22 protein-coding genes and 1 riboswitch are annotated in these 23,226 nt (G+C 59.7%); of the genes, 3 read left to right on the top strand and 19 right to left on the bottom strand.

Annotated features, from left to right (window positions below):
• Positions 1–46: 46 nt before the first annotated feature.
• A complete protein-coding gene (nth, locus tag RSF91_RS01755; RefSeq protein ID WP_198461000.1) occupies positions 47–703 on the top strand; it encodes an endonuclease III in 657 nt (218 codons plus the stop codon).
• A 56-nt stretch (positions 704–759) separates the two neighbouring features.
• Here the strand turns inward: nth and cobT are convergent, their stop codons facing one another.
• The 15 genes from cobT to RSF91_RS01680 all read right to left on the bottom strand — a co-directional run bounded on the left by cobT (position 760) and on the right by RSF91_RS01680 (position 15,683).
• Positions 760–1,872: a nicotinate-nucleotide--dimethylbenzimidazole phosphoribosyltransferase gene (cobT, locus tag RSF91_RS01750; protein ID WP_332566789.1), complete on the bottom strand. Its 1,113-nt coding sequence runs from the start codon at positions 1,870–1,872 to the stop codon at positions 760–762.
• A gap of 200 nt (positions 1,873–2,072) precedes the next feature.
• A complete protein-coding gene (locus RSF91_RS01745; RefSeq protein ID WP_332566788.1) occupies positions 2,073–2,504 on the bottom strand; it encodes a hypothetical protein in 432 nt (143 codons plus the stop codon).
• Between the two features lie 137 nt (positions 2,505–2,641).
• Entirely contained in the window at positions 2,642–4,096 is a 1,455-nt protein-coding gene (locus RSF91_RS01740) for a cobyric acid synthase (protein ID WP_332566787.1), read from the bottom strand.
• An 11-nt stretch (positions 4,097–4,107) separates the two neighbouring features.
• Complete coding sequence (locus RSF91_RS01735; protein WP_332566786.1) at positions 4,108–4,506, bottom strand: DUF3037 domain-containing protein; 399 nt, start codon at positions 4,504–4,506, stop codon at positions 4,108–4,110.
• On the bottom strand, positions 4,493–5,299 hold the full coding sequence (locus RSF91_RS01730) for a HipA family kinase (protein WP_442878776.1): 807 nt from the start codon (positions 5,297–5,299) through the stop codon (positions 4,493–4,495). The genes RSF91_RS01735 and RSF91_RS01730 overlap by 14 nt, the downstream gene beginning before the upstream one ends.
• Before the next feature lie 16 nt (positions 5,300–5,315).
• Positions 5,316–6,374, bottom strand: coding sequence for an aminotransferase class I/II-fold pyridoxal phosphate-dependent enzyme (locus RSF91_RS01725; protein ID WP_332566785.1), 1,059 nt, complete (start codon positions 6,372–6,374; stop codon positions 5,316–5,318).
• Positions 6,367–7,449, bottom strand: a complete 1,083-nt coding sequence (gene cbiB / locus RSF91_RS01720) for an adenosylcobinamide-phosphate synthase CbiB (RefSeq protein ID WP_332566784.1) — start codon at positions 7,447–7,449, stop codon at positions 6,367–6,369. Before cbiB ends, RSF91_RS01725 begins: the two co-directional genes overlap by 8 nt.
• Positions 7,446–8,183: a 5,6-dimethylbenzimidazole synthase gene (gene bluB, locus RSF91_RS01715; protein WP_332566783.1), complete on the bottom strand. Its 738-nt coding sequence runs from the start codon at positions 8,181–8,183 to the stop codon at positions 7,446–7,448. Before bluB ends, cbiB begins: the two co-directional genes overlap by 4 nt.
• Positions 8,184–8,325: 142 nt before the next feature.
• Complete coding sequence (gene cobO, locus RSF91_RS01710) at positions 8,326–8,895, bottom strand: cob(I)yrinic acid a,c-diamide adenosyltransferase (protein WP_332566782.1); 570 nt, start codon at positions 8,893–8,895, stop codon at positions 8,326–8,328.
• Between the two features lie 53 nt (positions 8,896–8,948).
• Positions 8,949–9,758, bottom strand: a complete 810-nt coding sequence (locus tag RSF91_RS01705; protein WP_332566781.1) for an ABC transporter ATP-binding protein — start codon at positions 9,756–9,758, stop codon at positions 8,949–8,951.
• Entirely contained in the window at positions 9,755–10,792 is a 1,038-nt protein-coding gene (locus tag RSF91_RS01700) for a FecCD family ABC transporter permease (protein WP_332566780.1), read from the bottom strand. The genes RSF91_RS01705 and RSF91_RS01700 overlap by 4 nt, the downstream gene beginning before the upstream one ends.
• On the bottom strand, positions 10,789–11,712 hold the full coding sequence (locus RSF91_RS01695; RefSeq protein WP_332566779.1) for an ABC transporter substrate-binding protein: 924 nt from the start codon (positions 11,710–11,712) through the stop codon (positions 10,789–10,791). Before RSF91_RS01695 ends, RSF91_RS01700 begins: the two co-directional genes overlap by 4 nt.
• Complete coding sequence (gene cobU, locus RSF91_RS01690) at positions 11,709–12,290, bottom strand: bifunctional adenosylcobinamide kinase/adenosylcobinamide-phosphate guanylyltransferase (protein ID WP_332566815.1); 582 nt, start codon at positions 12,288–12,290, stop codon at positions 11,709–11,711. The genes RSF91_RS01695 and cobU overlap by 4 nt, the downstream gene beginning before the upstream one ends.
• Positions 12,291–12,338: 48 nt before the next feature.
• Positions 12,339–13,763 carry a cobyrinate a,c-diamide synthase gene (locus RSF91_RS01685; protein ID WP_332566778.1) on the bottom strand — a complete coding sequence of 475 codons (1,425 nt, stop codon included), beginning with the start codon at positions 13,761–13,763 and terminating at the stop codon, positions 12,339–12,341.
• Between the two features lie 15 nt (positions 13,764–13,778).
• Positions 13,779–15,683 (bottom strand): TonB-dependent receptor domain-containing protein, encoded by a 1,905-nt coding sequence (locus tag RSF91_RS01680; RefSeq protein ID WP_332566777.1) that lies wholly within the window; start codon positions 15,681–15,683, stop codon positions 13,779–13,781.
• Positions 15,684–15,754: 71 nt separating this feature from the next.
• Positions 15,755–15,996: riboswitch (cobalamin riboswitch) on the bottom strand.
• A gap of 231 nt (positions 15,997–16,227) precedes the next feature.
• Here RSF91_RS01680 and RSF91_RS01675 point away from each other — a divergent pair.
• Positions 16,228–16,437 carry a DUF904 domain-containing protein gene (locus RSF91_RS01675; protein WP_099737907.1) on the top strand — a complete coding sequence of 70 codons (210 nt, stop codon included), beginning with the start codon at positions 16,228–16,230 and terminating at the stop codon, positions 16,435–16,437.
• A gap of 40 nt (positions 16,438–16,477) precedes the next feature.
• Positions 16,478–16,858 carry a cell division protein ZapA gene (locus RSF91_RS01670; RefSeq protein ID WP_332566776.1) on the top strand — a complete coding sequence of 127 codons (381 nt, stop codon included), beginning with the start codon at positions 16,478–16,480 and terminating at the stop codon, positions 16,856–16,858.
• A 340-nt stretch (positions 16,859–17,198) separates the two neighbouring features.
• Here the strand turns inward: RSF91_RS01670 and RSF91_RS01665 are convergent, their stop codons facing one another.
• The 4 genes from RSF91_RS01665 to RSF91_RS01650 all read right to left on the bottom strand — a co-directional run bounded on the left by RSF91_RS01665 (position 17,199) and on the right by RSF91_RS01650 (position 23,225).
• Positions 17,199–18,449 carry a helix-turn-helix transcriptional regulator gene (locus tag RSF91_RS01665; protein ID WP_332566775.1) on the bottom strand — a complete coding sequence of 417 codons (1,251 nt, stop codon included), beginning with the start codon at positions 18,447–18,449 and terminating at the stop codon, positions 17,199–17,201.
• Between the two features lie 200 nt (positions 18,450–18,649).
• Positions 18,650–21,121 carry a sensor domain-containing protein gene (locus tag RSF91_RS01660; RefSeq protein ID WP_332566774.1) on the bottom strand — a complete coding sequence of 824 codons (2,472 nt, stop codon included), beginning with the start codon at positions 21,119–21,121 and terminating at the stop codon, positions 18,650–18,652.
• A 14-nt stretch (positions 21,122–21,135) separates the two neighbouring features.
• Complete coding sequence (locus tag RSF91_RS01655) at positions 21,136–22,392, bottom strand: HD-GYP domain-containing protein (protein ID WP_332566773.1); 1,257 nt, start codon at positions 22,390–22,392, stop codon at positions 21,136–21,138.
• Positions 22,393–22,502: 110 nt separating this feature from the next.
• A complete protein-coding gene (locus tag RSF91_RS01650; RefSeq protein ID WP_332566772.1) occupies positions 22,503–23,225 on the bottom strand; it encodes a sulfite exporter TauE/SafE family protein in 723 nt (240 codons plus the stop codon).
• Position 23,226 lies beyond the last annotated feature (1 nt).

Genomic DNA, 23,226 nt, shown 5'->3' with positions numbered 1-23,226 from the left:
GGCTTTTCTTTTTCAAGCTCTGCCCACGGCAAGCCACAATAGCGCCATGAAAAAAAGCGATATCGAGCCGTTTTTTGCCGTGCTCAAGGCCGCCAACCCCACGCCGCAAACCGAGCTGGAATACACCACTGTGTTTGAACTACTGACTGCCGTGCTGCTCTCCGCACAGGCCACCGATGTGGGCGTGAACAAAGCCACGCGCAAGCTCTTTCCCGTCGCCAACACGCCCCAGGCCATTCTGGATCTGGGACTGGAAGGGCTTGAGAGCTATATCAAGACTATCGGCCTGTACCGCAGCAAGGCCAAGCACTTGATGGAAACCTGCCGCATGCTGGTCGAGTTGCATGACAGCAAGGTACCCGACAACCGCGAAGCGCTGGAAGCCCTGCCCGGCGTGGGCCGCAAGACCGCCAATGTGGTGCTCAACGTCGCTTTTGGCCAACCCACCATGGCGGTGGACACACATATCTTTCGCGTAAGCAACCGCACAGGGCTGGCACCCGGCAAGAACCCGCTGGAAGTGGAAAAGCAGTTGCTCAAGCGCGTGCCCGACGACTACGCCGTGGACTCGCACCACTGGCTGATTTTGCTGGGCCGCTACGTCTGCCAGGCCCGCAAGCCGCGCTGCTGGGAATGTGTGGCATCGCCCTACTGCGACTTCTCACCCAAGACACCAGCACCAACAGCAGGAAAAAAGAGCTAAAAGCGCGTTAAGTGCATACCAATAAAGCGCTGACAGCTATCTTTTTAAAAGTCTTATCAGCTCTTAGTACTGACGCCAGCCGACTCAAAGCTGGCCATTTCATTGAGCATGGTGCAAGCCGACATCAGCAGCGGCCAGGCCAGCGCAGCGCCTGAGCCTTCACCCAGCCGCAGCTGCCAGTCCAGCATGGGCTGGGCCTGCAAATGGGCCAGCATACGGGTGTGGCCCGGCTCGCCCGAGCGATGGGCATACACACAGCGCTGCAGCACATGGGGCTGCAAGCGACTGGCCACCAGCACGGCTGCGGTGGTGATAAAGCCATCCACCACAATCACGCGACGCTCAGCGGCGGCCTGCAGCACGGCGCCAGTCATGGTCGCAATTTCCAGCCCACCCATGGCCGCCAGCACAGCCAAAGGTTCCTGTACATCGGCATGAAAGTCCAGTACCTGCTTGAGCACGGCAATCTTGTGCAGCAACCCCTCACTGGAGAGGCCCGTGCCCACGCCCGTCACCGCCTCAATCGATTCGCCACACAAGCGCGCTAACAAAAGCGATGCGCTGGAGGTATTGGCAATGCCCATTTCACCCAGCAGCAGTGCATTGCCGGGCAATTTTTTGACCAGCTCAGAGCCATTGCGCAAAGCCATGGCGCATTGCAGCTCTGTCATGGCCGGGCCTTGGCTGCAGTCAGCCGTGCCATAGGCCACTTTGCGCCGCCACAGGCGCGGCTCATCGGCCTTGGGCAGTTTGTGCTCAGGGTCTTGCTCGCGCACTTCAAAGTCGCGGGCCACGCCGCAGTCCACCACATTGAGCGCCACCCCGTTCTGGCGCGAAAGCACGCTCACGGCTGCACCGCCTGACAGAAAGTTCTCCACCATCTGCCAGGTCACATCAGCGGGATAGGCCGATACGCCCTGCGCCGCCAGGCCATGATCGGCGGCAAACACCACCATCTGCGGGGCAAACAGCTGCGGCGACTCATTGCCCACAATGCTGGCAATGCGCAGCGCCTGCTGCTCCAGCATGCCCAGCGACCCTTGCGGCTTGGTCTTGACGTCGAGCTTGTGCTGAACACGGCCGGCCAGCGCTGTATCGTGAATATCGGCAACCTGCGGGCAGGTCCAGAGGGTAGACAGGGTGGAATCAGAGAATTGAGCGGAACTCATGCATGGCAGTCATCCCCGGTGCATCAAACCCCTGTGCCATCCGCCACCGGGATGCAGACAGCACGTTATGCGAGTCCGCAAGTATCGCGCTTTCGCTGTTCCTGCAAGAGCAAGCGCAGACATTCCACAGCATTTCCATGAAAAAAGGCCCCTAAGGGCCTTGGCTGCGTATGCGCTCACTGGTAGTCATTGACTGGCTATCAGCGAATCACTTCCTCGACCGTCACTTCACGCAAGATGCCGCCTTCCTTGACGGAGCCACTGACCGCACCCGCTCTCACGCGCTCTACGCAAGCGATACGATCCACATCGGTCTTGAACACCTGGCAGCGCGCCACAGCATTGCGCTCATACTGATTGGCACCCTGAGCATCACCGGACTGGCCTTTTTGCATCTCTGCATTGGCGGCAGCAGCTTCACGCGAAGAATTGTCACCATGCTTGTGATGATGCTTGTGGTGGCCTTTATGGTGATCATGCTTTTTCATAGCAGGCTTCGGCGCCTGCATTGCTGCTGCAGCAGAATCTGTAGCCGGTTTGGCTTGCTCCATCTGAGCGCTGGCCAGACCCGCCAGCGACAAGGCGGCGGCGCCCAAGGCCACTTGAAGGGTACGAACCTTGAAAAAAGTCATATGCAACTCCATTCATGAACAGTGAATAGCGTTGCCAGCTTGCGCGCACTCAGGGTTGCGGATAATCGGTTTACCGCACATAGGTTTGCAGGATAAATCCTACAAACCCATTCAACCTTCACCTATTCGCTAATTCGCTATAGCGATCCAGCCTCAAACCATTGGCCTACGCCCTTCGCCAGCCGCTCAAAAACTTGCTCCAGACTGGGTGCATCGTGGCCAAACAAGGCGTGAATCACCTCGGCGTTTTCAAACAGCCCATGCAGATAGGTGCCAACCACAGCCGGGTTGCCGCCTTGCCACAACATGCCGGGCAATAGTTCTTGCGCGGGCTGCTCAGCGCCAGCCTGCATATCCGCACGCAGCTCGGTCTGACCGTGGTGGATTTCATAGCCCCGTGCCTGCACGCTGCTCAGCCCATTCCACGGCGCTTGCAGCTCGGGCAAGGTCAGTGTGGTGGGTTGCACAGTCTTTTCTTGCGCAAACAGCGTTGCCAACGGCAGCAAGCCCAGACCTGCGGCATTGCCATCCACGCCGTGCAGATCAATCAGCGCCTCGCCCAGCATTTGCAGGCCGCCGCAAATGCCCAGCACGCGCCTGCCTTCGCTGGCATGGGCAACGATTGCGGCATCCAGCCCTTGCGAGCGCATCCACGACAAGTCAGCCGCGGTGGCCTTGCTACCGGGCAGGATGACCCAGTCGGCATCAGCAATCTGCGCGGGTGAGCGCGCCCAGACCACGCGCACGCCGGGCACCTGCATCAGCGGCTGAAACTCGTCCAGATTGCTGATGCGCGGGTAGGCAATGATGGCGATGGTGGTGTGAATGGCCTGCCCTGCTCCCGTGCTGCCACGGTCGTCGAACACGCCATCTTCTTCCGGCAAGCCGTGGGCGAACTGCATGGGAATGCAGGCCACGGTGGGGATGCCGGTTTTCTCTTCGAGCATCTGCGGCGCAGGCGCCAGCAGCGATGCATCGCCACGAAATTTGTTGAGCACAAAGCCTTTGATCAGCTTTTGCTCGTCTTCAGGCAGCAGCGCCCAAGTGCCATAGAGGTGGGCAAAAGCACCGCCCCGGTCAATGTCAGACACCAGCAGGCAGTGCGCGTTGCAATGCTTGGCCACGCGCATGTTCACCACATCGCTGGCGTGCAGATTAATCTCGGCGGGCGAACCTGCGCCTTCGATCACCACCACATCGTTTTCAGCACACAACTCGTCCAGCGCCTGCGCAATCTGCGGCCACACTTTCAGGCTGCGGCCACGCCATGGCATGGCGCTCAGCTCGTCGTTGACCTGACCGAACAACACGACCTGACTGCGCGTATCCGCCTCGGGCTTGAGCAGCAAGGGGTTCATGCGCACATCGGGCACCGCGCCTGCGGCCAGGGCCTGCAGGTACTGGGCTGTGCCGATCTCACCCCATTGGCCGTCGGGCGTGGAGACGACACGGGCGTTATTGCTCATGTTCTGCGCCTTGAACGGCGCAACCTTCAGGCCCTGGCTGCGGTAGTAGGCGCACAGCGCCGTGGCCACCCAGCTTTTGCCGGCGCCACTGCTGGTGCCCAGCACCATGATGCAACGTGCTGTCATGTCTTTAATTTTCAGATTGATTGGATGGGCAGCACCATGCGCTGCATGATGCGGGCCAGCGCCTCGCCGGGCTGCATGCACAGCCCCATGTGCGAGGGTGATGTCTGGATGATGCTGCTGCGCTTGGCCGTCAGCCAGTGGTAGCGCGCACGCATGGGCAACTGGGCGATGGGGCCGCCATGGGCAGCGCCTTCGCAGATAGCCACAATCGCACCCAGATGGCGGTGCACGGTTTCCATGTCTACATTCGGGTCCAGCGCCAGCAGACGCGCCTCATCCAGGGCAATGGCGGCCTGCAGATGACCGGTGCGCTGGCAGGAGATGATGACGCCCGCATTCACAAATTCTTCACGCTCCACGCGCGGCATTACCCGCACGACTGCGTAGTCATACACCTCATGCGCGGGCATCGATCACTCCTTGCAACCAGCGGCCGCGCTCAGCAAGGCGGGCCACAAAATAATTCACATAGGCGGCGCGGTGGGCCTGGACATCGCTCAAGGCATCGCCGTCTTTGTCTGCGGCGGCCTGCTCCAGAAAGCAGTCAGGCACCTCCGCCAGAATGGCGGTCAGCACCTCGGGCGTCAGCCGCGCAGCCAGTTCAGCATCCACCTCAGCGAGATGGCTGGCCAGCGGCAGCAGCACATGCTCAGAACTGGGGGCAAAAGGCTTGGCCGAGTCAGCAACGACTCCATTCCACGCATGGTGAAACGTCAGGCTTGCGCCATGGTCAATGAGCCAAGGCTGCTTTTTGCACATCAGCATATTGGTGTTGCGCGCCGTGCGGTCCACATTGCTGACCAGCGTGTCAAACCACACCAGACGCGAGGCAAAGTCGCTGTCCACCACATCGACAGCCGGGTCAAAGTTGATGGCTCCAGGCAGATAGTCCAAGCCCACGTTCAACCCGTCGCTGGCGCGAATCAGGTCTTGAATTTCAGGATCGGATTCTGTGCGAGACAGATCGCCGTTCAGCTGCATCAGCACGATTTCTGGCACGGGCAGGCCCAGCGCACGCGCCATGCCGCCAGAGATGATTTCGGCCATCAGCGCACGCACGCCCTGCCCGGCCCCGCGGAACTTGAGCACATAGGTGCCCAGGTCGTCGGCCTCGACAATCGCGGGCATGGAGCCGCCTTCACGCAGCGGCGTGACGTAGCGCTCTACCAGCACGGAGCGCAGCTTGAGGGTTTCAGTGTCCATGCGAAATGGTAGCGCCTCAGGCATGCGGGGTCTGCATTGCAAGGTCATTGGATGCGTCCTTCAATGAGCCCTGAATACTCAGCCACGCCCGCTCCAGCGCTGCCTGCGACACGGGTGGCAACACGCCCAGCCGTGCATGGCCGGGCAGGCCAAAGCTGGCACAGTCCCGCAACTTGACACCCTGGGCACGCATTGCAGCCAGTGGCGCAGCAATATCGTCCAGCGGTAAGCGCACCACAAAGTAATTGGCCTGATGGCCTGCCACCACCTGCCAGCCCAGCTTGGCACACAGCGCCAGTTGCTGCGCCTTCCAGCGGCGCAATGTCACCAGGCTTTGGGCCAGCCATTGCTGCACCTCATCGCTGACCCATGCCTGCAGCATGGCCACACCATGCGAGCCCACCACCCACGATGCAGCCAGGTCACGCAAGGCTTTGAGTTCAGCGGCAGCCGCATGCACAGGCGCAATCGCATAGGCGGCTCGTATGCCCGTCATGCCCAGTGCTTTATTCGGCGTCCACAGTTGCCAGACGGCATCAAGCGATCGCGTCGGTGCCTCACCCTCCAGCCACAGCGGACGATAGGCGCAGTCCAGCCCACGCCACTCCTGCTGCGGCGGTGCCTTGCTCCACGCTGGCCAGATATCCTCTTGCACGCCCAGCGGACTGGATGGCTCACAGGCCCAGCTCAGTGCAGGCAGCGCGCTCACTTCAGCGCGGCGACACAACGCCAGCCGCCAGACACGTGCAGCCTGCAGGTAGTCGCCATAGTGGTGCGGCGGGAAAAATACGCTCTTGGCACCGCTGCGAACAGCATGCAGGGTGATGCGGTGAATCAGCTCGCTGCTGCTGCCACCAATGATGATGCGCTCTACTGCCACACCATGAAAGGCGGCCAGTTGTGCCTGCAACTGCAGGTAATGGGGATCAGGGTACTGCGCCACATGGGCAGCCTGCAGCGCCTTGACCGCCATCGGGCAGGGCCCGCAGGCATTGCGATTGGTCGAAAAATCATGCGCAGGCACGCCCAGCGCATCGGTGCCGCCATGCATGGCCGCCACATTCATATCAAACATTCCCAACCAACTTCCACATCCAGAGCGCCATAAAAATCATAGCTATCAGCACAAGCAGCACCTGCGCTGCAATCACTTTAGACGCTAATTTTACGGATTTCTGCAAGTCCTCAGACTCCGGCCCCCGCCCCTGCGGGTTGAGCTGATACACGCCGGGCTTGGAAAGATGCACACCCAGCGCCAATGCCATGGCACCCATGGGCCAGCCGCCGTTAGGCGATGGTGTCACGCGCGCATCGCGCCGCAAGCCGCTCCACGACACGCCGCCGGCCACCAGCGCCAGCCACAGTGCGGTGATGCGCGCTGGAATCCAGTTGAGCACATCGTCTGCCCGCGCCGCCCATTTTCCGGCCCATTGCCAGTGGCGGCGCTTGTCCCCCTGGCCGCGCCAGCCGGGGTAGCCCCACATGGCGTCTGCGGTGTTGGCCAGACGATAGACGGCCGCACCGGGCAAGCCTGCCACAGCAAACCAGAACAGCGGGGCGATCACCGAATCACTCAAATTCTCGGCCAGCGTCTCAATCGCGCTTTCGCGCACGGTGGCGGCATCAAGCTGCGTCGTATCTCGGCTTACTAGCCAAGACAAGCGCTCGCGCCCGGCAGGCAGCGATTGCTGCAAGGCCGCTTCTACGGCCAGCACCTCGTCTTTGAGCATGCGCCAGGACAGCAGGGGCTTGAGCAGCACGCCCATCACCAGCCCCCACACCCACCAAGGCGCAAAACCCAGCAGGAACTGGGTCAGCCAATAAACTATAAAAAACAGAGCAGCCAGCGCGCACCACGCAAGCGCTGCAAGGGAAAAACGCCCAAAGTCATTGTTCACCTCGTGGCGTGGTGCAATGGCCTGCCCGGCCCAGCCCAGCAGCTTGCCCATCAGAACTACGGGGTGCAGCCAGACCGGCGGCTCGCCCCAAAGCCTGTCCATCAGCAAGGCGACCAGCACCGCCAGCAAAGCGGCCTGCACATTAGTTGCCCAATGCCATGCGGCCTGATCGCTGGAAGTGAAGGTTTGATACAACCACACCACGGGACTGAGGGAAAGACCGATCAGCTCAGCCCAGGTAATTGCCGTCATGTGCCCGTTTTACCCTTGGCCGCAGTCACCGCAGTCGCCCCAGCGTTATTGGGAACGACGCGCGTGGCATCCCATACATCGTCCATCAGCATGTCTTCGAGTGGCGCGCGGCAGGCCCATTTTTCTTGCTGCAGCATGGGCGCGGCGTAATACGCATCGACAGGGCCCAGGCACAGCACGCCCAGCGGGTGGGCGCCATCGGGCATTTGCAGCAGCTTTGCCAGTTGCAACGGGTCAAAAATCGACACCCAGCCCATGCCCAGCCCTTCGGCACGCGCAGCCAGCCACAGGTTTTGGATGGCGCAGGCGGTGCTGGCAATGTCCATCTCGGGCAGCGTGCGGCGACCAAAGATATGCGCCTCGCGCCCCGGCGGCATGGCGACGACCAGCACCTCGGCCGCATCCAGCACGCCCTGCACCTTAAGCTTCATGAAGTCTTCTTCACGCTCGCCCATGGCGTGGGCGGTGCGCACGCGCTCTTCTTCGACCAGCGCGTGGATTTGCTTGCGCAGATCCGCACTTTTGACACGAATAAAGCGCCAGGGCTGCATGAAGCCCACGCTGGGTGCGTGGTGCGCCGCACGCAGCAAGCGCAGCAAAACGTCATCCGCTACCTGCCCGCCCGCGAAGTGGCGCATGTCGCGGCGCTCATAAATGGCGCGATAGACGGCAGCACGCTCAGCCTCGGTAAAAGGCGTGGCAGGGATGGTGGGTAATGGGTGTGCTTCAGACATGGCGCAATTGTGTCCCTTTGGCACAGGCGCGGATACCTCGTATCTGCCTGCACACAGCTAAAAACTGCAAAACGGGCGCGATCCAGGTCAGGGCAGCCAGGCAAGGGCCACCCCGCCGCGAGGGCTGCGCCACAGGGCCTGATTAGTCTTCAATCCCTCGCTGGGCGGGTATTCCCGCCTGAAACGCGTGTTTGATCATCGTCATCTCGGTGACGGTGTCGGCCATGTCGATGATCTCCTGCGGGCAGCGACGACCTGTCAGGCAGACATGCACATCCTTGGGGCGCGCCTTGAGCGTGTCCAGCACGTCTTGCAGCGGCAGCCAGCCGTAGATCAGCGGATAGGTGATTTCGTCCAGCACGACCAGAAACAACTCGCCGGACAAAATATCAGCCTTGGCTTTTTCCCAGCCATCACGCGCCAGCTGGGCGGAATGATCGAGGTCCTTGCTCTTCCAGCTAAAGCCGTCGCCCAGCCCCACAATCGGCATGCCCACCTGCTCGGCCAGGCGGTGCTCGCCAAAACGGGCAGTGGGCACCTTCATGAACTGATAGACCTTGACGGCCTTGCCCCGGCCCGTGGCACGAAATGCCAGACCAAAAGCTGCTGTGCTTTTGCCCTTGCCGTTGCCGGTGTTGACGATGATCAGGCCGCGGCGCTCGCCCTCGGGTTTTTCATAGGGCTTTTCGGTAGGGGGCGCTTCAATATGCATAGCTGCTCTCGCTTATCTATCAAGGGCTAAAGGGTAAAAAGACTCAAAAATTTTCAGCGCAGGCGCGGCAGGGCCAGCCACAGGCCATCCAGCTCTCGCACCTGTATGCGGTGCTCGAACACCGCCTCCAGCGCGGCATGGCTGGCCGGGTCGCTGCATGTGCCCTGATGGGTGATGCGCCCAGCCTGCATGACGATGATTTCATCCGCCAGCAAGGCAAACGACAGCTCGTGCAGCACGCTGACCACGGTCATACCCTGCTGCACCAGGCTGCGCGCGGTCAGCATCCAGTCGGTCTGGTGCGGCGGGTCGAGATTGGCCAGCGGCTCATCCATCAACAAGGTCTGGGCCTGCACGGCCAGTGCGCGGGCCAGCAGCACGCGCTGGCGCTCGCCGCCCGAGAGTTGACCGATGCTGCGCTGACGCCAGTCCCACGCATGGGTGCGCTTCAGCGCCTGCTCTACTGCCTGCTGGTCAGCGCTAGACGCCGGTGCCAGCCAGCCCTGATGCGGCAAGCGGCCCAGCATGACCACGTCATACACGGCCATATCGGCCGACACCGGCTGGTTTTGCCCCAGCCATGCCAGCGCCTTGGCACGCTCGCGGCCATTCCAGTCAGCCAGCTTGCGGCCTTGCAAAAATACATCACCGCTTTGCTGCTGGTTGCTGGCACGCATGCCCGCCATGGCACGCAGCAAGGTGGATTTGCCCGCGCCATTGGGGCCGACGATGGCCGTCCAGCGGCCCTTGGGGATTTGCACACTGAGCTGGCGCAGCACTTCGCGCTCGCCCAATTGCACATTCAAGGCTTGCACCGTCAATGCGTTCGTAGCCAGCACGGCTTGAGTGGCGTGATCGCTCATGCGCCCTCTCCTGTCGAAAGCGTGCCGCGCTTGTGCATCAGCCACAGCAAATAGCTGCCGCCCAGCACGGCGGTGAGCACGCCCACAGGCAGCTCCTGCGGCGCAATCAGCCAGCGTGCCAGCAAATCAGCGGCCAGCAGCAGCACAGCGCCCATCAGGCTGCTAAGCACCAGCAACCAGCGGTGCAGCGCCCGCACCATGGATCGCACCAGGTGCGGAGCCGCCAGCCCCACAAAAGCAATCAGCCCGGTCTGCGCTACGGCGGTGCCGGTGGCCAGCGCCAGCAGCACAATCAGCAGCAGGCGCAGCGGGCCCAGCGGCAGGCCAAGGCTGTGGGCGGTCGATTCACCCAGCGCCAACCCATCCAGCACGCGGCTCAGGCACCAGGACAGACCCAGCGTGGGCAGCAGCACCCATAGCATCAGCGCGCAAGCATTCCAGCCCGCAAAAGCCGTAGTACCTAGCATGAAGGACTGCATGGCCTGCAAGATATCGGTATTTCTCAGCACCACCAGCGATGCAACTGCGCCCAGCACCACCCCTACCACCACGCCAGCCAGCAGCAGGCGCATGGTGTTTTGCACGCCCTTGGCCAGCACCAGCGTCAGCACCACGGCAAACACGGCACCAGCAAAGGCCGCGCCCGTCACGCCCCAGCGTGCCAGTCCGGCCAACGCAAAGGGCGACACACCCAGCGCCGCCATGGCCAGCGCCACGCCCAGCGTTGCGCCCGATGCACTGCCCAGCAAATACGGGTCAGCCAGCGGATTGCGAAACACGCCTTGCGCAATGGCGCCTGCCAGCCCCAGCAGGCCACCGGCCAGCAAGGCCGCAGCAGTGCGCGGCAGGCGAATGTCCATCACGATTTGCCAGGCCAGCGGATCATGGCGGGCGTTCAGCACGCTCTCAAAACCCGTGCTGCCAATGCCTGCGCCCAGCAGCGCCAGCAAGCTGCCAGCCAGCGCCAGCCACAGCAAAAGCCAGGGCGCGGCCAGCCCGGTCTGCGGTGAATGATTGCGCTTGATTAAGCTCATTGCCCCTTGCCCTGCGCACCGGTGGCCGAACCCGCCAGTCGCTGCAGGCAGCGAGCGATGATCAGCGCGCCTTCTGCCATGCGCGGGCCGGGGCGCACCAGCACGTCAGATTGCTCAGGCGTAAAAGCACATATCGCCCCCTGCTTGACGGCACGCATCTGCGACCAGCCCGGGTATTCGGGCACGCCAGTTTTCCAGGCACGCTCGCCCGCCATCAGAATGTCGGGATCAAGCTTGACCACGTATTCGGGGTTGATGCGCGGAAATGGCCCCAGCTTTGCTTCAATCACATTGCGCAGATGCAGCTGCGTCAAAGTCTCGCCAATAAAAGAGTTTTCACCGGCCGCAAACGGGCCGCGACTGGCTTCAAAGTACACACGCTGGCCGCGTATTTTCTCGGGCACGCTGGCAGCAGCTTTGGCCATATCGGATTCAATGCCGGACCAGACACGGTCCGCGCCTTGCGCAGGTGGCAGATTCAGCAGCACACCCAGTTTTTGCAGCACCACACGCGCTTCGGCATGGGTACGCGGCTCAAGCGCAACGACTTTAAGGCCCAGCGCTTCCATGCGCCCTATGGAACGCGAAGCCATCGACGCCAGCACCAGATCAGGCTTGAGCGCCACGATGCTTTCGATATTCGGGTCCAGCCCCCCGCCCACGACGGGCAGAGTCTTGGTGTGCGCCGGCCAGTTGGAGTAACGGTCCACCCCCACCAGTCGCTCGCAGCCACCCAGCGCGCACAGGCTTTCGGTGAGCGAAGGCAGCAGGCTAACAATGCGCTGCGGCGATTTGGCCAGCTGCACCTTGCTGCCACGCGCATCGGTGATCTGCACGGATTGCGCGGCCACCGGCAACGCCACGCCCAGCAACCAACTCGCCAGTGCGCCGCTAGCCATGAATTTCGCCATCGCCTTCATGCTTGCGGCCCTTTCAGCGCCAGCGGCAGGCCCGCACACATCAGCGTGGCACTTTCGCAATGCGCTGCCACTTGCTGGTTGAGCACGCCCAGCGCATCGACAAAAGCACGCACCTCGCGGCCCATGGGAATGACGCCCAACCCAATTTCGTTGCCCACCAAAATGATGGGGCCAGCCGCGTCATCCAATGCTTTCAAAAACATAGCTAGCTGCGCCTGCCAGTCTTGCGCAGGAGGCGTTTTTTCTTCAGATTTTTCAGTCTCTACCGGCATGAGCCAGTTGGTCAGCCACAGCGTCAGGCAGTCAATCACCAGCAGGCGCTCAGGGTGGCTGTGCTGTGCAATCACCTGCGCCAGTTCACGCGGCTCCTCCAGCGTCTGCATGCCGGGCACGCGCTCGGCACGGTCACGCTGGTGGCGGGCAATGCGCTCAGTCATCTCGGCATCCCATGCCTGACCGGTGGCCACCAGCACCGCCTGATGCTGCGCCCCGCTTTGCAGCCACTGGCGTGCCAGCAGCTCCGCACGGCGGGACTTACCGCTTTTTTGACCGCCCAGAATGAACTGCGTACGCGGCATGACGATGGAGGGAGTGCTTGCAACGCTCATGATGAAAAACCAAAAAAATCAGGCCTGAATTGTTGCGCCAAAAAGCCCGGCCACGACGGCAGGGTTGGAAGGAAACCAGGCATGAAAGTAGCTAGCCCGCACGCTGCCATGCGCATACAGCGCCTCACCCCGGTCGGGCTGCACCGCTGCGCCTGGGCGGCTGCTGCGCGTGTGCACCTGCATCGTGGTTTCAAGCCTTGTGTAGTGAAACGTGTGGCCGCGCAGCAAACCCGTATCCAGCACCAGTTGCTGCATGCCCAGCCCGCCCAGCCGGTTCTGCATGATGACCTGCCCGGGCAGCAGCCCCCACATGGCTTGAATGTGGCCATCCAGACCCGTCACGCCTTCGCACAGTGCCAGCATGCCGCCGCACTCCGCCCAGACGGGCTTGCCTTGAGCCACATGCTCACCAATGCCCGCGCGCAGCACCTGATTGGCGTGCAGGGCCTGCGCATGCAACTCTGGGTAGCCACCGGGCAACCACAGCGCATCACAGGGCGGCAGCGCATCGCCCGCCAGCGGCGAGAAAAAGCACAGCTCGGCCCCCATGGAGCGCAGACAGTCCAGGTTGGCGGGGTAGATAAACGAGAAAGCCGCATCGCGCGCAATGGCGATGCGACGACCGGCCAGCCAAGGCTGAGCCTTGGGCTGATCGATTGGAGAATCCGTTGAAATGTCTGGCGGCGCAAAGTCCACGCACCAGTCTTGCCAACTGGGCGCATCTTCTGCGGCAGTCCACAAGCGCTGGCCGAGCGGCGTCTGTGCCAGCGCATCCGCAGCGGCATCAAGTCGCTGCATGGCATCGCTCAGTTCATGGGCAGCAATCAGGCCCAGGTGCCTTTCAGGCAGCAGTGCGGCCGTGCGCGCCTTGGGTGCGTTATCACCCAGTTGCACGCCGGGCATGGCACCCAGCCACAGCGCCGGGTCACGCAAGCCTTGCTTGAGCAAGTCGGCATGGTGAGCCGTGGCCACGCGGTTGGCCAGCATGCCCGCCCAGCGCAGGCCGCTTTGGTAATGCTGCAAACCATAGGCCAGCGCCCCAAACGTGCCTGCCATGGCCGATGCATCAACCACGGCCAGCACGGGCAGGCCCAGCAACTGCGCCAGATCACCCGCGCTGAAGTTACCGTCAAACAGGCCCATCACGCCTTCAATCAGAATGAGGTCGGCCTCACCTGCCGCCTCATGCAGGCGCTGACGCACATCGGCCTCGCCAGTCATCCACAAATCCACCGAATGCACGGGTGCACCACTGGCCAGCTCATGCCAATATGGGTCCAGAAAATCAGGCCCGCACTTGAACACGCGCACCTTGCGGCCCTGGCGCGCATGCAGCCGTGCCAGCGCCGCCGTCACAGTCGTCTTGCCCTGACCGGAGGCCGGGGCGCTGATCAGGATAGCGGGGCAGCGAGTGGTTTTTTCCGGCATTGCGATGAATGTCATGGCTGGCATGCTTAGTTAGTTAGCTTCCCACTTCACACCGATATAGCCGCTACGGCCTTCGGTGGCGTAATCGCGAGCCAGTTCATAGCGCTTGTCAGCCAGATTGTTGATACGAGCCACGAGGCTCCAGTCGCGATTCAACTGCTTTTGCGCGCTCAGGTTCCAGAGCGTGTAGCCGCCCAGCACGTTTTTGTTGGCAGCATCATCAAAGCGTTTGCCTGCAGTCTGCATCTCGGCACCCAGCTTCCAGCCAGCAATCTTGGTGTCCGCAGACAGGCTGGCATAGCGCTTGGAGCGGCGAGCCAGTTGCAAATCTTTGTCCATATCACGCGGATTCTGAAAATCCAACGAGCCTTGCAAATTCACCACTCCCACGCGGGTTGTTGCAGCAAAGGTAATGCCTTCATATCGCGCATTGGCCACGTTGGCATAGCAAGCGCCCATATTGCCCGGGCAAGCACTCGCCTTGCCCACATAGTTGATGAGATTGGAGAGATTGTTGCGATAAACCATGGCCGAAAAGCTGTCGCTGCCCTTGCCCCACTTCAGGCCCAGCTCTACGTTTTTGCCCTCTTCGGGCACCAGCGATGCAACGCCATACTGACTGAAGCGCTGATACAGCGTGGGGGCTCGGAAGGACGTACCCGCCGATGCCGTAGCACGCCAGTTAGGTATGAACTCGTAACCATAGGCAGCGCTGCCTGTGGTGTGGCCACCAAATTCGCTATCGCGGTCATGGCGGGCATTGAGTTGCAGCGTGTGCTTGCCCAGATTCAGGCCGTAACCCAACGCCAGCGCATTCTGCGAGCGTTCGCGGCTGCCGATATCCAGACCGCTGTTGACCAGCTTGTCTTCACGGCGCTCCAATGCTGCGGTCACTGTCTGCGCGCCCAGCTTCCATTCGTTCTGAAACAGATAGCTGTGCAAACGAGTATCGGTTTCATAAGGGCTGGGCTTTGTCTGATAGAAGTCACGCGACTGCGTGTACTGCAGACGTGTGCTGTAAATATCACTCCACTTGGCCTGCCAGTTCAGGCCCACGGCGCTCATCTTGTAGATGCTGTGGTCGTCGGCCATTGGAGAGATTGGAGAGACGAATGCGTCATAGCCCGCATTCATATAGCTGGTCAAAGCTGTGGCTTCAACACGCTGATTGGCTGTGATCTGATAACCAACCCGGCCATTAAAGGCATTGCTGCGATAGCCGTCTGCATCAGGATTGGAGCCCGCAGAAGTTTTGGAATTGAAGCCATTGCTGCTAGCGTGCGAGACACCCAGGTTGTAGTCCCAGCCAGCCACACCACCGCTGACACCGGCTTGTGCCTTTACCGTGCCACGGCTGCCCCAGCCAAGGCCCACGTAAGGCTTGGCCTTGCCCTCGCCCTTCTTGGTGAAGATCTGAACTACACCGCCAATTGCGTCCGAGCCATAGACCGCAGCAGCAGGGCCACGTAGCACCTCAATGCGATCAATGGATTCCAGAGGAATATCTTGCCAGGAAGCACCACCGCTAGCAGATTGGGTGTCAATGCGCACGCCATCGATATAGACAGCGGTAAAGCGCGTATCAGCGCCGCGCAGATAAACGCTGGTTGTCGCACCAGCACCGCCGTTGCGCACCATCTGAATACCAGGCAATCGAGAAAGCACATCGGCCACACCGGCAGCACCAGCGGCTTCAATGGTTTCGCGGTCCACGATGGACATATCAGCCACCAGGTCCGACAAAGGTTGTTCGATGCGGTTAGCCGTGACCACCATCTCCTTCATGCTCACGGTATCAGCCAGCGCAACCTGCTGGGCCTGTGCAGCAGATGCCATGACCAGCAGCGAAGCCAGCAAAGTGGGACGAAGAACAAATGTGGCGCGTACGCGCGATGCCGCCTGTGCAGTGCACAGGGTCGAATATTGCGAACTCATGGAAAGCAGACAAGAAAGACGCTCACGCCAGCCTACCCGCCGACAATGAGCAATACATGCCTGCACACAATGCAGACACACCGTCGTTGGCCGGTATCCGGGCTAGGCGAATCGTCCTTTAGCCAGCCTTCCCAGCGCGCAAGCGCCAGTGGCTTTGATGGAAAAGGTGGAATGCAAAGGCATTCCATTCGCCGACCGTTGCGGGGGCAGCGCAGGCCCGGTGTGCCAGTATTTCTGACCAGCACCTCCCTGCTTCCCGTTGAACTGAGGCCACAGAAAAGCCGCCTCGAGCACCAACAGCTGCGTATTGTAATGAGCGCTGCACTGCGCAAATCCCTCATTTGAACGAGTTGTGTGACGATTGTTTACGTTAAAAATGTCTTTGAGGCACACAGATCCTGCGAAGCGCGCTACTATTTTTGAGAGAAATTTGCAGGTTCCTGACTAGTGCGCTCAAGCAGATGCCTGCCATGGAGCAAACGACTCAATTTGCCCGCACATTAATGCCCATCTAAAGACTGCAAGACCTACAATGGCAGTGTCTATGACCACCCAGCCTTCTCTTGATCTCATTGCCGAGCGTGTAGAGCGTCTGCTGGTGCGCCACGAGGAACTGCAGCGCACCAACACTCTGCTCACCGATCAGGTCTCCGCTCTTACGCAAGAGCGCGATTTGCTGCGTCTGCGCCTGCAGGCAGCACGCGCACGCGTCGATGCCCTGATCGAACGCCTGCCCGCCAACCAGGGAGAGTGACCTTCAGTCACCCCCATCACCAGACCCGCCACTGACGCCCATGAAGCAGATCGATGTGCAAATCATGCAGCAAAGCTACGTGCTGACCTGCCCCGATGGTCAAGAAGAACGCGTACAAGAGGCCGCTCGTCGAGTCGACGATGCCATGACCCGCATTCGCGACAGCGGCAAGGTTCGCTCCCGCGATCGCGTGGCGGTCTTAGCCGCTCTGAACATGGCTTTTGACGTACTGGACCGCGATGCCCAACAGGCTCACATGGTCAATGTGCATGCTGAAATGCAGTCTCTGGCGCAAGAGCAAGCCCCCCCACCTGAAGTCAGCGAAGCCGCTCAGGCCGAGCTGGAGCGCCAGCAGACGCTTGCAGAGCAACTGGTGCTGAGGCTTGATCAGGCGCTTGAGAGCGACACCAGACTACTTTGAGCTTTTCAGTCGTCTTGCAAACTCTGAAACAAAGCTGTCATGACTTATGCATGGCACCTAATTCCCGTTAAAATAGAACTGTCTGCAAATCTGCCGGTTTTTATATTTCCTTGAACCAATGCTCAACGAGCACGGGCTTGGTACATCACCTATTGAGCGTGATCGTCTCGCGTCAGATGAACCCAACGATAGGTTGCCCTTGCCCACCTGAACCCCCGGTTCAGGATGACGAACCGGTGGCGTTTGCAGACACCTGATACTTCAAGCAGCTGTTGATCAAAACAGTTGCAAGCTCCACAAGACAGGCCCGCACCATGCGGGCCTTTTCTTTTTTAGCGCCTCAATGATTGCCCAGCCAGGCCACGCTATTGAGAAAGAGTCGAACCAGCTCGGTCTGCCTGCGCACGCCCGTTTTGGAAAAAATAGAGCGCAGATGGGCACGCGCCGTGTTGGGCTTGATGCCAAGCGCTTCTGCAGCCTCTTCCAGCGACATGCCATTACTCAGATGCGTGGCGACGGCGGTTTCTGCGGGGGTCAGATGAAAGAGCTGCTGCGTCAGTTTGGCGGGTGGCTCAGCCTTGCCAGTTGTATCGCGCAAAAAGACCGCCACGCTGGGGCGCTGCTTTCCTTCAGTCCACTCATCCGGTGAAACGCTTTGCACCACCACACCCCAGTTCAGCTGACCCGACTGACGGGTGATAGACATGCCTTCGGTCATGGAAACTCTCGACAACTTCGGGGAAAGCAAAGCATCCCGAATCAAACGCTGGAGCTTGCGATTGTCATTGGCATACACGGCCTCTAGCGAACCGTTATTGACGCGAATGCCATCACCCACATTCAGAATGGAAGTTGCTGCAGGATTGGCTTCAATCATTCGCCCAGTCTGCTCAAGGATGACAACCCCCATCATCAACTGAGCCGTGGCACGTCCATAAAGCGAGATGACTTGGCGATCTCTATGCAAGTTCAACTGCATATTCAGCACGCGTTTGAAGTGCGGCACCAGCATGCGCACCAAGTCCAGCTCACCAGCCTCAAAAACCCCGGCCTTCTTTGATCGCGTAATGCGCAGACCATAGGCGCAGCCATTGTCCGTCACCACATCAAGCGCCAGAATGTGCTCAATATCAATGTCTTTGCACCAGTCGGTGTAGTAACGGCTAGCCTTCCACTCAGACTCCGTCATGACATCCTGCAAGGTGAGCACTTTGTCTTTGTCCACCCCCAGAAATGGGCTCCAGTGTGCGTACGGGTCGTGCGAAATCACATCCACGCGCCCACCTGAAGCTGAGATCACCCAGCCCACATTGTCACCATGAGGATCGCGAACGATAAGCGAGGCATAGTTGCCATTCGCGCTGGAGCGCAACAGCTCAAGAAAGGCTTTCCAGCTCTCTGGCGCTGACGCCGCCTCGTACAGTGCTGCAATCAGATTGCTGATTAATTCAGTCTCAATGCCAAAGGCTGCATCTCTCAAAGGAGCTGCAGCCACTTCAGAGCCACCCGGCACCGAAAATTCTGTGAGCGCCCCTTGGCCAGAAGAAATGCAGTTATAGAAGTCGAATGTGACGTAATCGCTCTTGGGCATTTGATATCTCAAAAAATTCGGCCCATCAAGCACCGCGCAACTGCTCAACTCTGCGCACGGTATTTATTGATTCATAGTGACTCAACACCGTGCGCCAAGAAGTCGGCCCATGGAAATAAAGGAATTGTGCTGAAGCTACGCAAGGCATGCATCGTCAAATCAGACGATAGATAAGTTATCAAAAATGCGAGCTGATTTGACTACTGCAAGCCTGGTGTCTGAAGAGCGCAACCATCGTTATTCGGCAGGAAAGAAACGGCGTCAGCACTTTCTTCAGCTCCCCCCTGGGTCAGTCGCAGCCTGAACTGCTCAGCAGGTACGGCTGGCGAGCACAGATAACCTTGAAAGTAGTCGCCCTGCAATTGCGCAATCGCTTCGCACTGCGCCTGTGTTTCCACCCCCTCGGCCACCAGCTCAACACCCAGCGCCCGGCCCATACTGATGATGGCGCCGACGATGGCCTTGTCCCCCGCATCGTGCGGCAGGCCGCGCACAAAGCTCTGGTCAATCTTGATCTTGGAAATGGGCAGTTTCTTCAGATAAGCCAGGCTGGAATAACCTGTACCGAAATCGTCGATAACCAGCCCTACACCCAGTTGCGCAATCTGGTGCACGCGCAATGCCATCTCCTGCGCATCTTGCAGCAAGATGCTTTCGGTCAGTTCCAGCTCCAGCCACTGCGCTGGCAAAGCGCTGCTCTCAAGCACGTGGGTCAAGCGATCAACAAAATCTGGCTGCCTGAACTCCAGCGCTGAGACATTGACAGAAACTCTGACGGGCGAGCCCATAGCCAGCCAGTGCGCAGCCTCGCGCACCGATTGCTCTAACACCCAGGCATCCAATGCCACCACATAGCCGGACTCTTCGGCCAGAGGAATAAAGGCCCCCGGAGAAATCACGCCCAGCTCTGGATCTGTCCAGCGCAGCAATGCTTCGGCAGCCACAATGCGCCCCGAGCGAATATGTACCTGAGGCTGAAAATGCACCGCCATATGCCCCTTGTCCAGGGCTTGACGCATGGCATGCTCCAGCCTCATGCGCGACAACAAGCCAGCACTCATCTGCGGCTGATAAAAGCTGAAGTTGCCGCGACCACGTTCTTTGACGCGATACATGGCAATGTCAGCCTGGCGAATCAGCTCATCCAGCGTCAATCCATCTGCAGGGAACTGCGCCGCGCCGATACTGCACTGCACCGTAAAGCCAAGGCCGTCAAGCATGAAGGGCTGGCGCATTTCTTCCAGAATGCGCCCTGCCACTGCCGATGCACCCTCGCCCGTACAGTCGTGCAAATAAAGCACAAACTCATCGCCGCCCTGGCGGCACAGCACGTCGGCGGGGCGTAGCAATCCACTAAGTTTCTGGGCGACTTGCTTAAGAACCCGGTCGCCAAAATCGTGACCAAGCGAGTCATTGATGATCTTGAAGCGATCCAGATCCAGAAACAGAATACTGAAAGGCTGCTGGGTAAAACGCGCTGCCGTAATGGCTGTCTGCACATGGCGACTCAAACTCAGGCGGTTAGGCAAGCCCGTCAGCGCATCGTTATAGGCCAGTTGCTCAATCTGCTCTTGAGCACTGCGCTGCATGGTCATGTCGCGCATAAAGCCAATGCTTTGCACCAGACGGCCATAGCCATCACGCAGCGCCACCCACGACAGCCAGACCGCACAGCGCTGACCATCGCTTTGCTTGAGCCACAGATTACCTTCCCAGAAACTACCCACATCCCAGCGCGCTGCCGCCAGCTCAAGCAGGTCAGAAACCGGGCCACTATCGGCCTCAAACAAGGTCCAGGCAGCAAGACCTAGAACCGGTTTGTTATGCAGCAAATCCACCCCAGCGGGGTTGACCTGAACAATAGCGCCATGAGAGTCGGCAATAAAAATGCCGTCCATACTGGACTCAAACACCCGAGCTGCCAGCCGCAATTCTGTGGCGGAGCATGACTCCACAGTAATATCTCGATAGGAGTAAATGCGACCTATGGCAACGCCGCGGCTGAGCTGGGGTACAGAGCGGCGCTCAAGTACCCGCCCGCCGTAAAGCATGAGCACCTCAGAAGTCTCAGGCGCTGACAAGTCTGTGGTCTCTTGCAGCAAGGTGAACTGACTCTCGCTGCTGACCGTCTGGGCTTGCATATGCTCGAAGATGGCAGTGTCATCTCTTTGCACAAGCAGTGACTCAGGCAGTTGCCACAAATCCGCAAAGCGATGATTGAAAGCGCGAATTCCGCCCCGCAAATCACATACCAGCATGCCGTCGGCCGCAGACTCCAGCGTCGCTCGCAGCTCTGCCAGCAGCATGTCGAGCTTGCTCTCGTGCTGCAGCTGCTCGCTTCGATCCAGCATCGTGAGCATCAGCCAACGCGATGTTTCATCAACGCTACGCACGCCCATTTCTACAGCGATCAAAGAGCCATCGGCACGGCAAATTTCGGAGAGAAATTTCGCACCACCCACCCAGTTCGTCGAATCTTGCCAGAACGCTTTCTGCACCAGCGAAGCACACAGCACATCGACATACTGATCCTGTGCCTGCTGCGGCGTATAGCCAGTGAGCGAAACGCTGGCCGCGTTGGCATGCACAACCTTGAGTGTTTGTGCATCCAGCAACCAAACAGCCTCCTGCAGACCATCCAGAATGGATGTAAGCAGAGGTCCGAAATGCATGCTCTGCGGCGAAATCACGAAGAATCTTTCTCGGCAGCTTTGACTGCTGAACTATCGAAAAAGTAGCACAAGCGCCTTTGCGGCTGCAGGACTTCCAAGGTTTTACGGGGGACTTGATTACGTGTCAGGCCACGACGAATGCCCAGCCCGATATGCACGAGCAGATCAACATGCTGCATTTTTTGGGGGGCAAGTGCGTCATATGTCAACACCTGAGGTTTGAGCGACTGACTGGTGTTCACCGAGACCACCACGCCCAAACGTCCATCGCTAAGTTCTACCAATGAGCCCGGCGGGTACACGCCCAGCGTCTGCACGAAAGCCTTGAGTACATCAGGCGCATAGCGCTGGCGGTACTGGCCATAAAGCGCTGCTATGGCTTCATGCGGCGTCATTTCATTGCCCAGCTCAGGCAGATTGCACAGGCGTTCAAAATTATTGGTAAGCGCCAGTATCTGTCCTGCTATGTCCATATCGGCTTCAAGCAAACCCAAGGGAAAGCCAGAGCCATCTGCCCATTCATGGTGCTGCGCAATCGCGGTGGTGACTGAAGGCGTATAGCCCATGCTCAGAGCCAAGGCGACCGACTCACCCACATGCCGCGCGTATGTCGTGTCTCGCAGGGGCACAGCAGCCGAGCCCTGATTGAGCGCGCAGGCTGTGGCAGAAATTTTCAATGCTGGCTTGCCAATATCGTGCAGCAGCGCTGCAGTCCCCAAGTCCTGCAAGACCTCATTGCGCAAACCCAGAGTCTTGCCCAGCAGCAGACTGAGCACGGCGACATTGACGCCATGAATGCCAAAGGTGGCTCCGCCCGCATCGGCCAGCAAATGCAGGCTGATATCGCGCTCCTGCGCCAGCTTGACGACTTGCTGCACCACCAGCGCATCCGTAAGAGCTCTCGCAGACTCGGGGCTTGCGGGCAGTTGCGCCTGTACATCATCAAAAACAGAGACCGCGCCCAAAAACTGAGACTGTACGGCCAAAACTCTGTCGCGCCAGACCTCTGTATCGCTGCGATGCGACTCTGCAGATGGCGGGGAGTTTGTGAGAGCGCTATCACTTTGTGCAGACTCAGCTTCCTGCACATCGCTTCTTGAGAGATCGACCTGGACGGCCTTGAGCTTGAGTCCAGCAAGTGCCTTCAATTGCTCTGCAGTGGTAATTTTGAAGCTATTAACGGGAAAGGGATGGCGCAACCAACCGGTTTCCAATTGAACATACATGCCTATACGCAGTTGTCCTACATCAATAGCTACGAAACGATTCACTTTAAATGCTGAACACAAGATGACACATTATTCCGCAGTTCTGTGACTGCAGAAACATCACTAGGGTCTGTTGGGATGCAAATACTTCCTAACAGACCCGCTTGCGTTACTTATCGGCACCAAAGGCTGGGTTTGTAGACTAAATCCATCCACAAAGCCCAACTAGCTACGCCAATCAGCATCAAGCCCGCAATTCTGGTGCCCCACTGGGCTCGCAACGCATTGACATGTGACTGCCCAAGTCGCCACAGCCATGGGCCTGCCAATAACCACACAGTCCCGCCAATGGCAAACGCTGCCATGGATAAAGCCCCTTGCCAGGCACCGCCGCTCAAAGCTGCGACCAGCACCGCCGAATACAGCAAACCGCAAGGCATTAGCGCCCAGGCAAAGCCTGCAACAAGACTTCCGCCGGGTGCAGTCACCAGCGGCTGGACTCTGGCCCACACAGAACGGCCCGCACGCTCCAGCCATACGGGCTGGCGCGCCTGCACCAGCATAGCAAGGCCCCAGGCCATGACGGCCACATGCATCAGCGCCCACAACTGCTGAAGCGCTGTCGCCTGATTCGTCAGCCAGGCCAGGCTTTCCATGGCAACAGCGGCAATGGAGCCCAGCAAGGCGTAGCCCGCAATGCGGCCCAGATGGAACATGCTGGTGCGCAGCCATTGCCACTTTTGCAAGCCGCGCACCGAAATGACTTGCTCGGCATTTGCGGCACCAGAAGGGCGCGCACCCGTCACCACGCTGCAAGGTGCAGCACACATAACAAGACAATGGGGCCCACCTACGAGCCCCATGATCAAAGCAGTCCAGACCAGCGAAAACAACATG

Source organism: Comamonas sp., from assembly GCF_036643215.1.
In the GTDB taxonomy this organism is placed as follows: Bacteria; Pseudomonadota; Gammaproteobacteria; order Burkholderiales; family Burkholderiaceae_C; genus Comamonas.
The sequence above is the reverse complement of the archived record's forward strand: the minus strand, read 5'-3'. Positions and strand labels throughout refer to the sequence as shown.

What these genes read in the sequence shown, in the direction of transcription:
- nth (WP_198461000.1), top strand. Translation starts at nt 47, where the DNA reads ATGAAAAAAAGCGATATCGAGCCGTTTTTTGCCGTGCTCAAGGCCGCC.
- cobT (WP_332566789.1), bottom strand. Translation starts at nt 1,872, where the DNA reads ATGAGTTCCGCTCAATTCTCTGATTCCACCCTGTCTACCCTCTGGACC.
- RSF91_RS01745 (WP_332566788.1), bottom strand. Translation starts at nt 2,504, where the DNA reads ATGACTTTTTTCAAGGTTCGTACCCTTCAAGTGGCCTTGGGCGCCGCC.
- RSF91_RS01740 (WP_332566787.1), bottom strand. Translation starts at nt 4,096, where the DNA reads ATGACAGCACGTTGCATCATGGTGCTGGGCACCAGCAGTGGCGCCGGC.
- RSF91_RS01735 (WP_332566786.1), bottom strand. Translation starts at nt 4,506, where the DNA reads ATGCCCGCGCATGAGGTGTATGACTACGCAGTCGTGCGGGTAATGCCG.
- RSF91_RS01730 (WP_442878776.1), bottom strand. Translation starts at nt 5,299, where the DNA reads ATGGACACTGAAACCCTCAAGCTGCGCTCCGTGCTGGTAGAGCGCTAC.
- RSF91_RS01725 (WP_332566785.1), bottom strand. Translation starts at nt 6,374, where the DNA reads ATGTTTGATATGAATGTGGCGGCCATGCATGGCGGCACCGATGCGCTG.
- cbiB (WP_332566784.1), bottom strand. Translation starts at nt 7,449, where the DNA reads ATGACGGCAATTACCTGGGCTGAGCTGATCGGTCTTTCCCTCAGTCCC.
- bluB (WP_332566783.1), bottom strand. Translation starts at nt 8,183, where the DNA reads ATGTCTGAAGCACACCCATTACCCACCATCCCTGCCACGCCTTTTACC.
- cobO (WP_332566782.1), bottom strand. Translation starts at nt 8,895, where the DNA reads ATGCATATTGAAGCGCCCCCTACCGAAAAGCCCTATGAAAAACCCGAG.
- RSF91_RS01705 (WP_332566781.1), bottom strand. Translation starts at nt 9,758, where the DNA reads ATGAGCGATCACGCCACTCAAGCCGTGCTGGCTACGAACGCATTGACG.
- RSF91_RS01700 (WP_332566780.1), bottom strand. Translation starts at nt 10,792, where the DNA reads ATGAGCTTAATCAAGCGCAATCATTCACCGCAGACCGGGCTGGCCGCG.
- RSF91_RS01695 (WP_332566779.1), bottom strand. Translation starts at nt 11,712, where the DNA reads ATGAAGGCGATGGCGAAATTCATGGCTAGCGGCGCACTGGCGAGTTGG.
- cobU (WP_332566815.1), bottom strand. Translation starts at nt 12,290, where the DNA reads ATGCCGCGTACGCAGTTCATTCTGGGCGGTCAAAAAAGCGGTAAGTCC.
- RSF91_RS01685 (WP_332566778.1), bottom strand. Translation starts at nt 13,763, where the DNA reads ATGACATTCATCGCAATGCCGGAAAAAACCACTCGCTGCCCCGCTATC.
- RSF91_RS01680 (WP_332566777.1), bottom strand. Translation starts at nt 15,683, where the DNA reads ATGAGTTCGCAATATTCGACCCTGTGCACTGCACAGGCGGCATCGCGC.
- RSF91_RS01675 (WP_099737907.1), top strand. Translation starts at nt 16,228, where the DNA reads ATGACCACCCAGCCTTCTCTTGATCTCATTGCCGAGCGTGTAGAGCGT.
- RSF91_RS01670 (WP_332566776.1), top strand. Translation starts at nt 16,478, where the DNA reads ATGAAGCAGATCGATGTGCAAATCATGCAGCAAAGCTACGTGCTGACC.
- RSF91_RS01665 (WP_332566775.1), bottom strand. Translation starts at nt 18,449, where the DNA reads ATGCCCAAGAGCGATTACGTCACATTCGACTTCTATAACTGCATTTCT.
- RSF91_RS01660 (WP_332566774.1), bottom strand. Translation starts at nt 21,121, where the DNA reads ATGCATTTCGGACCTCTGCTTACATCCATTCTGGATGGTCTGCAGGAG.
- RSF91_RS01650 (WP_332566772.1), bottom strand. Translation starts at nt 23,225, where the DNA reads ATGTTGTTTTCGCTGGTCTGGACTGCTTTGATCATGGGGCTCGTAGGT.